The sequence below is a fragment of the Mycoplasma sp. AC1221 genome (assembly GCF_054353815.1).
This window is the reverse complement of sequence record NZ_JBTHHH010000001.1, coordinates 13546-24091: the sequence shown is the minus strand read 5'-3', so window position 1 is coordinate 24091 and position 10546 is coordinate 13546. Positions and strand designations below refer to the sequence as shown.

At 27.0% G+C, this 10546-nt stretch carries 7 protein-coding genes; all 7 read right to left on the bottom strand.

The features are described 5' to 3' along the window. Window position 1: 1 nt before the first annotated feature. Window positions 2-1939 carry an ABC transporter ATP-binding protein gene (locus tag ACXYRK_RS00105; RefSeq protein WP_458617397.1) on the bottom strand — a complete coding sequence of 646 codons (1938 nt, stop codon included), beginning with the start codon at window positions 1937-1939 and terminating at the stop codon, window positions 2-4. After that, window positions 1929-3677: an ABC transporter ATP-binding protein gene (locus tag ACXYRK_RS00100; protein WP_458617396.1), complete on the bottom strand. Its 1749-nt coding sequence runs from the start codon at window positions 3675-3677 to the stop codon at window positions 1929-1931. The genes ACXYRK_RS00105 and ACXYRK_RS00100 overlap by 11 nt, the downstream gene beginning before the upstream one ends. Further along, on the bottom strand, window positions 3677-3997 hold the full coding sequence (locus ACXYRK_RS00095) for a hypothetical protein (protein ID WP_458607356.1): 321 nt from the start codon (window positions 3995-3997) through the stop codon (window positions 3677-3679). The genes ACXYRK_RS00100 and ACXYRK_RS00095 overlap by 1 nt, the downstream gene beginning before the upstream one ends. Next, the gene (locus ACXYRK_RS00090) at window positions 3997-7761 is read right to left on the bottom strand and encodes a DEAD/DEAH box helicase (protein ID WP_458617395.1); all 3765 of its coding nucleotides are present in this window, start codon (window positions 7759-7761) and stop codon (window positions 3997-3999) included. The genes ACXYRK_RS00095 and ACXYRK_RS00090 overlap by 1 nt, the downstream gene beginning before the upstream one ends. 6 nt (window positions 7762-7767) lie before the next feature. After that, window positions 7768-8124, bottom strand: a complete 357-nt coding sequence (locus ACXYRK_RS00085; protein WP_458617394.1) for a PTS glucose transporter subunit IIB — start codon at window positions 8122-8124, stop codon at window positions 7768-7770. Between the two features lie 216 nt (window positions 8125-8340). Next, window positions 8341-9390, bottom strand: a complete 1050-nt coding sequence (locus ACXYRK_RS00080; RefSeq protein WP_458617393.1) for an FtsZ/tubulin family protein — start codon at window positions 9388-9390, stop codon at window positions 8341-8343. Next, a complete protein-coding gene (locus ACXYRK_RS00075; RefSeq protein WP_458617392.1) occupies window positions 9390-10544 on the bottom strand; it encodes an MAG3720 family protein in 1155 nt (384 codons plus the stop codon). Before ACXYRK_RS00075 ends, ACXYRK_RS00080 begins: the two co-directional genes overlap by 1 nt. Between the last annotated feature and the right edge of the window lie 2 nt (window positions 10545-10546).

Genomic DNA, 10546 nt, shown 5'->3' with positions numbered 1-10546 from the left:
GTTAGATATTTTGCTTTTGTGAATTATTTCATAACTGAAAGTATTTACCTTGATTTTGTAGCAGTTGCTGATGACTGCCTTGCTCGATAATTTGTCCATTATTAATTACTAATATCAGATCAGCATTTTTAATGGTGCTTAATCGATGCGCGATAATAAAAGTAGTTCGATTTTGCATTAATTTATCCATCGATGTTTGTATTTGAGATTCAGTTAAGGTATCTATATTTGATGTTGCTTCATCAAAGATTAAAATAGGTGGATTTTTATAAGTAACTCTTGCAATTGTAATAAGTTGTTTTTGTCCTTGTGAGAGTTTGCTACCACGATCTTTGAGATAGGTGTGTTCTTTAGCATCCAACTTATCTATATGTTCTGTTAAATTTGAGACAAGAATGGATTTATGTAACTGCTGATGGTCAATTGTATCGAATCCGTAAGTTATGTTGTTGGCTACTGTGTCAGAAAATAATGATGCATCCTGTAAAATCATACCTATCACCTTACGTAGTGAGTTTTTATCAATCTCTTTGATATTAATCCCATCGATATAAATATCTCCGCTATTTTGCTCATAAAAGCGTATTAATAAGGAAGTGATGGTGGTTTTACCAGCGCCAGTTGGCCCAACTAGTGCGATTTTACTTCCTGCTTTTGCTTTAAATGAGATGTTTTTTATAGCAATATTTTGATCATATCCAAAAGACACATTATCAAAAACAACCTCTCCATGCACTTTTTGATAACCTGTTAAATATCCATATGCATCAGTAAATTTATACGCTCAAAATGCTGCATCTGATTCAGATTCGATGTATTGGTTGTTTTTTAAAACAACTTTAACAGCTTGGATGTTACCGTGATTGAGTTCTGGGGATTGCTTAAGAATATCAAACACACGTTTACCACCTGCTAATGCGATGATTATCGAATTGGCTACTTCTAAAATTGATGAAACAGGGCCAGAAAAACTTTTAGCAAACTGAGTAAATGCAATTAATACCCCAACACTTAATCCGAAACCTTCACTTTGTCCGTTGATCAATAAAATTGCTCCAAAAACAGCTACAATAATATATCCTATGTTACCTGTCCACATTGCAAACGGAAACAACAAATCAGCATAACCACGGGCTTTTAGTTCGTCTTGGTATAAAGAATTTGAATATTTTTGATAATCATTTAAAACATTTTGCTCTTGACCAAAGATTTTTAATGTCTTTAAATTTGATACTACTTCTTCAGTAAATCCTGATAAAGCACCATTGCTTCTTTGACGCTTGATAAATCCTTTTTTAGATTGCATCCCGATAAAATATGAAAACATTAAAATCAGTAACATCACTGCAAGCATAATTAAGGCAAGTTTTCAATTCAGCGAAAACATAACTACTACTGAAACACTTAAAGTGATAAATGTATCAATAACCTTAGGAAGCGAGTTAGATAAAAAATCCCTTAATGTATCAATATCGGATGTAAAGCGAGCCATTAAGTCGCCTTTAGAATTAGCATCAAAGAATGCAATGGGTAGACTTTGAATATGCTTATATAAGTTGCTACGTAACTTAGTTAATGTATGATTCGAAACTTTAATTAATAATCTTTTTCAGATAAAACCAGCGAAAACTGTTATAAAAAATCATACAGCTGATAAAGCAACAACAATATAAAACCATTTATAGTTAAATGTTTTTGCATAATTTTGTGCATTAGCAGAAAAATTATGCAAAAATCCATCAATAATAATTTTTCCGATAAAAACTTGATTATATAGCAGACCACCTGAACCAATAATGATTAAAAATAGTGAAATAATTAAAGTTATTTTATTATCTTTTCATAGTAGTTTTAAAATATTTTTAAAGGTAGAAATTTTTTGTTTATTTGTTAGTTTTGGAACTTGCTTAGCAAAAGAGGTATGAAAATTATTTCGCATCAAGACCTCCTAAAGCACCTTGCAACATATTTAGTTTCTGATAATATGAATTAGTTTTTATAAGTTCATTGTGAGTACCTACATTTGTTATCATTCCATTTTCAATCACAACAATTTGATCACAAATAGCAAGTGAAGCAATTTTTTGTGAAACAATGATTTTGGTAGTTTTAATGTTATTTAAAACTGATAAAATACTTTTTTCAGTTTTAGCATCTAATGCTGATGTTGCATCATCTAAAAGTAGTATTTTAGGATTTTTAATCAATGCTCTTGCTAAATATAACCTTTGCTTTTGTCCACCTGATAAATTTTTACCACCCTGTAAAATTTGATAATCCAATTGTTCTTTTTGACTTGCTACAAAATCTCAGATGCAAACTTGTTTTAGCACATCGATAATTTGCTCATCGCTGGCATCAGGATTACCTCATTTGAGGTTATCACGAATGCTTCCTGAAAAAAGTGATGTATCTTGAAAAACTGCTGAAATACCAGAGCGAAGCGAAGAAAAAGAATAATCTTTTACATCAATTCCATCTATTAAAACACATCCATCGGTTGCATCATAAAACCTTGGTATCAGCGAAAGTATGCTGCTTTTTCCTGATGATGTAGCACCAATTATCCCGATACTTTGACCTACCTTAATTTTTAAATTAATGTCTTTCAATGAGTAAAATGAGTTACTATGATATTTTAAGTACACATTTTTAAATTCAATTTCACCTAAAATTTCTTTATTAATGCAAGTTTCTTTTTCAATAATCGAAACTTGATGCTTAATTAGCTCATTATATCTTTTAGCACTTGGTATAGAGCGAAACAGTTCACCTGAGATGTTTAAAATCCCTAGAAAAGAACCAGTTATCATTCATATGTAAGTTGAAAAAGCTGTAATAGTACCGATTTTTATTTTTTGTGCTAGCACTTGATTTACTCCAATAACAACTAAGGCAATCACCGACATAAAAATGCTATTCATAATCACAATATGATATCAAGTAAAAACCTTTTCACCTTTGATGTTAATATCTCGCATTTGATTGTTTACAGCATCGTGGTTTTGTGCTTCTTGGTTTTCAGTTACATATGATTTAATCAGTCTCATTGAATTAAGGTTTTCTTGCAACTTTGTATTATATTGATCAGATTTTTTAAATGTTTTATAAAAAATTGGGATACCGTATTTTCACATAATTAAAAAGAATCCAAATAATAATGGTAAACTGACTGCAAAAATAATTGATAGCACACCTGATTGTGTAATAGCAAAAACCAAAGAACTGATAAACATAATTGGTAGTCTAAATAACGGTCGGCCCATAATACCATACAACTTTACAATGTTATCAATATCGGTATTAAGTCGGTTTACAATCACACCTGTTGAAAATTTATCCATATCTTCAAATGAAAAAGTTTGTATTTTGGAAAAAAGTTTTAAACGTAAATTCTTTGCAAAACGATACCGAGCAATAACATTTAAATAAGCACTAAGCATAGTGAAACCACCGATTAAGATACCAAAAGAAACTAATAATGCAGCATTTTTAAGCACAATGTGATATTTATCATCATAGTTTTTGAATGCATCAGAAACTGTATCAGTGATGTCTTTAACAAATAAAGGCATATATGTTTCTAAAATGATGCTAGAAACACCTAGCAAAATAGTAACCAGAAATAAAATTCTGGTTCCATAGGTAATAGAAAATAAAGAAATTTTATGATTCATTATTTGATGTGTCCATCGTTAATGCATTTGCAATCCACATTTTCAGTATTTAATGTATGTGTAGTGTTAAGAAGATCAAAATATTTCTTTTTAAATTTTTTATTTAAAAAGTAATAAGTGAATAAACCTTTTTTGTTAGCATCAATGATGTTTTTTTTCTTTAGATCGCTAAGGTGTTTTGAAATATTGGCTTGTTTGCTTTTTAAGGTTTGAGCAAGTGTTAAAACATCGCATTCTTGTTCGTGACAGGTAAATAAGTGCAAAATAATTTTTCGTTTAATATTTTTTGAAAGTATTGATAAAACATCAGAAAGGTTCATTATTTATCCTTTCGTTCTATTTTCATTTCAACAGTTTTGGTAAATTCATCAACATCTTTTAAAAAGTCATCATTTACCACGGTTTTAGTTTGCTCATCAGATATTTCATCGGTATTACTCATAATTCAATCTTTTGGATCTTCGTATAAATAATCTGTTGTCAAATTATCAAAAGTTGATTTATTATCAACTTTTATCCCAATTGAATCTCAATAACCAATTTCATTTTCGGTAAATTCTACTTCTTTGCTGACGTTTAAATATACCGGTGCTGCAACTTCTTCATCTTTACCAATCACAGCAACTGATGCATCTAAATCATCTGGGATTGAAATATCTTCGGTTTTGACATCAAGGGTTTGATTTCCTGTTTCTTCCTTAATATCTTCATTAGTTTGGATACTCTGACTAAAAATTTTATGTAATTCTGCATCTAAATGATCATCATTTTGGATAAGTGATGTAAGAATCATAGCATCATTTTTATCTTCTTCAATTGAATGATAATTAATTTGTTGTGTAACCTTTTTAACTTCTGTATTTTGGTCTTGCTGCAAGGTATTTTGCGAACTTGTAAGTTTAATATCAGCATCAGTAGCAACAAAAATATTAGTTTTATTTAAAATGTAGGTATTGGTTGGTTGGTTTTCTGAAACTACTTCATCAAAATCAAATCATAAACTAATTTGATTTTGCATAGTAATTCAATTGATTGGATTAATTACAATAACATCGTATTTTTTAGCCTTTAAGAAGCGAAATTTATCGCGGATGGCTAAATATCCGTTTATAGCATTTTCTCCGTATTCAAAAGTGTCAAAAAGCACACATTTATAAGGTTTTTCATTCTTAGTAATAACTAAATCGATATCTAATGATCCGATGTTATATTTGGTAAATAATTCATAATTGTGTTTACCTTTAATAATATCTTCAAATTCAGTCTTCACAAGTTCTTTAAATCAAGTTACTTTACTTTGGTTTTCTACCGATGAATCAAGTTTTTTAGATGCAAATGTTTCTTTTAGAAGCTCTCTTTTTGAATCAGCATCCCTTTCTAAAAACTGTAATCATTTTTTAAAAATAATTAAATCATCCGATGAATTTGGCAGAATTTGTATATCATCTGCTTTAATAGTTTTGATCACTATCATTTTCTCTTTAGCACGCGATATAGCAACATTCAAAGCATTTGAACCACCACTTCGTGAAACATATGTAGAATTTAACTTAGTGGATTTATCATATGAAATAGTAGCAATTACTAAGTCTGCTTCATCTCCTTGGATATTTTCGATGTTACGGATTAATAGTTTTTTTTGATTAATTGCTGCTTCTAAATTTGGATGGTATGAATAAATTAGGTTAGTTAAATAATCACTTTGTCGTGAGTTGAATGCTAATAAAATGATTTTATTATATTTATCTAAATTTAAATTAAGTAACTGTAATGCTTTTTGTGCTTCAACTTTGTTGTGATTATCTTCTCAGTTTCCATCAACTTGATATACTTCAACTGAATTTTCATCACTAGCAGATGCATTATCAACTACATCGAGGGTTGATTGATAAAAGTACTTAGATGAAAAAGTCATTAATGCAGCATTTTTAGCACGATAATTTTTATCTAAAATAATTTGATACACTCCTAGTGATAAAGCATAATCAAGTAGTGAATCTACTTTACCAAAAATGGTATCATCAGTATTTCGTGAACCAAATCAGTTGCTTGGACGCATTTGTTGTTTATCTCCGGCTAATATCTTAGTTTTAGCTAAATATAAAATCGGTAAACCTTTTTCAATGAATATTTGACTAGATTCATCTAAGATTGCATAATCAAATTCTTCTTTATTTCAAGCAGATAAATCTGTATCTGGTGTTGCTACAATTACAGGGAAGATTAATTTAATCATTTCAGCATATTTTTTAACAAAACGATACGGTTCAAGATTTTGGATGCGAACACTTTGTGAAAATTCACGATATAATCGTTGCAATTGTGGGTTAAATTCTTTGATTTGCTTTACATAGCGCTCTAAGGTAATGTTTTTAACTATCTCAGCACTTAATGTTTGCTGATCGAAATTGATATTTTTAGATTCGTTGATAATGCGATTTAGGTATTTTACCGAGTTACTAACATTTTTAATAGAATGAAAATTGTTTATTAATCGGTATAAACTTCCTGAAAAGTTGCTTAATTTGTTTTCGATCTGCTTAGCAACATCGCGAATCTTTCAATATTTTTTCATAAAAAATAAGAAATAACTATTATTTTCTTTTAAAATGCTTTTTGCAACTTTTCCTTCTTGTAAGGTTGATGAAGGGTAAATAATATCTTTTGGTAAATCATTAATAAACTGTGGATCATTTTCTAAATCGACATCCATTTTGTATTTGTATAAATAGTAATATGCTTGAAATAGTTGGTTTATCCCATCTTGATTCAGGATATTATTTACATTAACAATATGTCTGCTTTCTTGTTGGCTTATTACTGGATATTTTTGTAGTTGTTGCTTTGAATCAAAATTTTCCAGCATATCAAGGTATTCTTGAATAGGTTGATAAAACTTTTTCTTTTTAACATCTTTATAATTAAGTAAAAATAAACAAAATTTACTTAAAATTCCAAGACGTTCATTAATAACATCTAAGGCAGCTTTCTTTTGTGAAGCAACAATAACTTTTTTACCATAAATTAAAATATTTGTTATTAAATTAACGATTGTCTGTGATTTTCCAGTTCCAGGAGGCCCTCAGATAATGGTATTTTGCTGTAATGCAGATAAAACTGCTTTATCTTGTGAAAGATTGGATTTAGCAACATTAAATAATGAAATATTTTCATTTTTAAGAAGTTGTATCACTTTGTTTTTATATTTGTTTTTATCAAATTCAACCTTAAAAATATCATTAATTTCATCGTTATTAATAATTTCTTTCATCCGATTGCGTGAATATCCACCTCAAGGTTGAAAAATCCCTAATAACATACCCTTATGAAACATTAAGTTTTCATTAATAATCAAATCACTGCGAAGTGGAGTAAATTTATCATATAAATCATTAGGTAAGGTAAATAAATTGTTTCAATCGGTTTTTAGTTTTTCAAAAATTGCATTAATTTCAAAGTTCTCAAAGTTAGAATCGATGTTAAGGTTAAATCCTGAGTTGTTTAAAAAGAAAATGAGTTTTTCATTAACTTTAATATCTCCATCTGAAAATAAATAAGGAATAGTATTTTTAAATTTAATTTGAACTTCTTTAAAAAACATTGGTGCATAAATAACTTTGTCATCTTTGCGCAGTGAAACAAACAAAAATCCGATGTGTAACGGTCATGTATTGGTTTCATCCAAAATGGATGTTACTTTATTATCTAAAATTTTTCATTTGCGAATCGCTTTTTGTTGTATATGTTCTAAAAAATTGATCACATTTTTTTGTTCATATTCAAAATTAGCTTTAAAATCTACCTTAGATGTTCTTATATATTTATTTGCTTTTGATTCTAAAAGAGATTTTAAAGAATTAAAATCGTAAGTATTTTTAACTTGATCGATAAAATCGATCAAGTTTCCATCTAATAAACTGATCTCAAATTTTTCCTTATTCAAAACTTCTTTAAAATCTTCAAGACGTAAAAGATTATAAATATCTACACAATTATTTTCACTAAGTTTAGTAAAAATTGATGCATCATTTTGTGTGATATCGAGCAAATTATCTAAAATTACTTGGTATTTGTTTTCTTGCATAAGTACCTACTTGATATATTTTGCTAAAGCATCTGCTACTGCTGCTGTATATTGTTCAAAAGTGATAGAAATAGAATTAGATTTTAAAAACAACCCACGAACACCTTTTAAAGCCTTTATTGACTGTATATCAATTATTTTAGTATCTTTTAAGATGATATTAACTCTGTAGTGTGTATTGGTTATTTCGATAATATTTTCATGTTTTAATGCATTAATTAATGTTTGAATTTTAAATGGTAAATTGTTTTCTTGGTAAATAGTATTTTTTTGATGATTTTTACTTTTATTTTTTCATTTTAATCAAATGAATCCAAAGGTTATAATGGTATAAAAAATAATAATTCAGGTTCTTTTTTTCATATATTATTAATTTTACAACATTTACCATAATATAAAATAGAATATATGAATTTAGTCAAAATTTACTTATTTTTTTTAGTTGTTTTTAATTCAATTTAACTAAAAATTCAAATAACTAATTATTTTTATATGATAAACATTATTATGCTTATTTATATAAAAAAACTAGTAAATATTACTAGTTTGCAAACTATAATTCTGATTAATAATTATCTTCTAAGACTTCGAGAATCATGAATCATACATTGAATTATAGTTTTTTTGATTCGAAATAATTTTTGTGTTTTCTGAGTTTGCTTGCTTCAATCCTTGCGAATATTTTGCATCAGTAGATTCAACATCATTTATATGTAAATTTTTTATATTATTATCAAGAGAATTATTTCGATTTACTAAATTTTGATTTATTCCACTTATAAATACATTTACATCTATAAAACTAAATGATTTTTGTTGATAAACTATATTTTTTATAATTTGTACATCATTAGATAAATTAAAATATTTAACAATTTCGGAAATTATTCGGCTAATTTCTTTATTTGTGTTGACATCTGTTTTAATGTTTACAAAAACTTTTGCAGCATTTTGGATTTGGGAATCATTTAAATTATATGTAGAAAACTTCTTAATTATTTTACTACTTAAATTGCTTCCGGATGCTTTTGCAGCAGTAATATAAGTTAATCCTGAATTCTCTAACGTCTTCTTTAAATTTGCAAGATTTATTGAATTATTAGCATTTTCATTTAAGAAGTTAATTAAATAACTTAATTGTAAGTTTGCGATTTTATTAATTTCTTGATCTGGAAAGTATGGATACATATGATGTATTTTTTGCGTTGATACAAAAGTGTATGCATCAGAACATTCAATGATTTTATCTAAATATTGCTTTATATTAGGTAAATATGAATTTTGTAAAGGTATTTTGATAACTGAAACAACTAATTTATTTAGCATTTTTGCTAATTTTGTTATTGTAGGAGTTAACCAAGTTCCTACATTATCTATATAACTGCTGATTAACACAATTTCAGCATCTGCTAGTATATTTTTTAACATTAATGCATCAATATGACTGCTAAAGTCATCAATATTATCTTTTAGATTCTCTTTTATTAATATTTTGCTTTCACAAAAACTTTTACTGAGTTCTTGTTTATTTGCAGAAATTGCAATATATTCAATTTCATCATTTTGCTGAAAAGAAATTGGGTTTTCACAAAAACTACCACATATATCTAAAATTTTAATACTTTTCATTAATGTTTAAAAGCAAAGATTCTTTGTCAAAAACTTTTGTTTTTAATATATGTTAAATCAATTTCACGCGTAACGGTTTGTAAGTGTCCACTATCATCATAGTTAAATGAATTAGCAAAAATAATTGACTGTTTAATAATTGGATCAAGTTTATGTATCAAGTTAAAACCACTTTGGGTAATGGAATTTAATTGATAAAAACCTTTCAGTAGTTTTGAATCAATGTTTATTTGCTCTGTAAGTTTTTTAGTTATAAAGTCTGTTAATAAGTCATTGCTGCTATTAATTCAAACTTTTAATTCTTTGTTATTATATTTTAAAATATGGTTGATTTTTGAACATAATATATTTACAAAGTTTATCAAAAGTGAATATATATCATTGTTGATTTCATCGAGAATTTGACCAGAATCACAAGATAAAATTTCATTGATTCTTGCAAAAATAACTTTTTTACTTAAATTTTGATCTAAAAACTTATTTACTATAATATCGGTACCCAATGTGATGTTAATAGTATTGAGAATATAACCATTTTTTATAAAACTTACATAAATATTACTATCACATATGTTAACTAAAAGGTTGTTATTTTCTTGATTAAGTGAGCTTGCAAGAATTTGTTGAAAGGTTGCAAGTGTGTATGTAATATTTTTTTTGTTTAAATTTGTCAAGTATTTATATGTCTTTACAAGAAAGGAATTTAATTGTAAATTATTTGTTTTAACAAATAATTGACTTTGAAATTGATGCAAACTTTGATAATCTTTGTCTTTTGGAAAAGTATCATAGTATTTATAAACACCATTATAAAATGTTTGATATTGGTAGTTAAAGGTATTCAAATGAATAAAATCTTCAATTTGCTCAGGTTTTTCATTTAAAACATCTGTATTAACTTGCTTTTGACTAAGGATGTATTTAGTTTCTAAAAATAAGTCATCTTTTAAATTGATATTAATAAAAATATCATCTTTTTTGTATTTTTTGGTATAAGTGTTGATTTTATCTTTAATAAAATCTAAAATAATTATGGATTTTTGATAATAGATTTTAACATCTTCGGCGATTTTGCTAAAGTTGTTATTTGAATTTTTAATAGAAGAAAAGTAAAAATGATTTTGATGAATATTGAAATTTAAAAATATTTTCATTT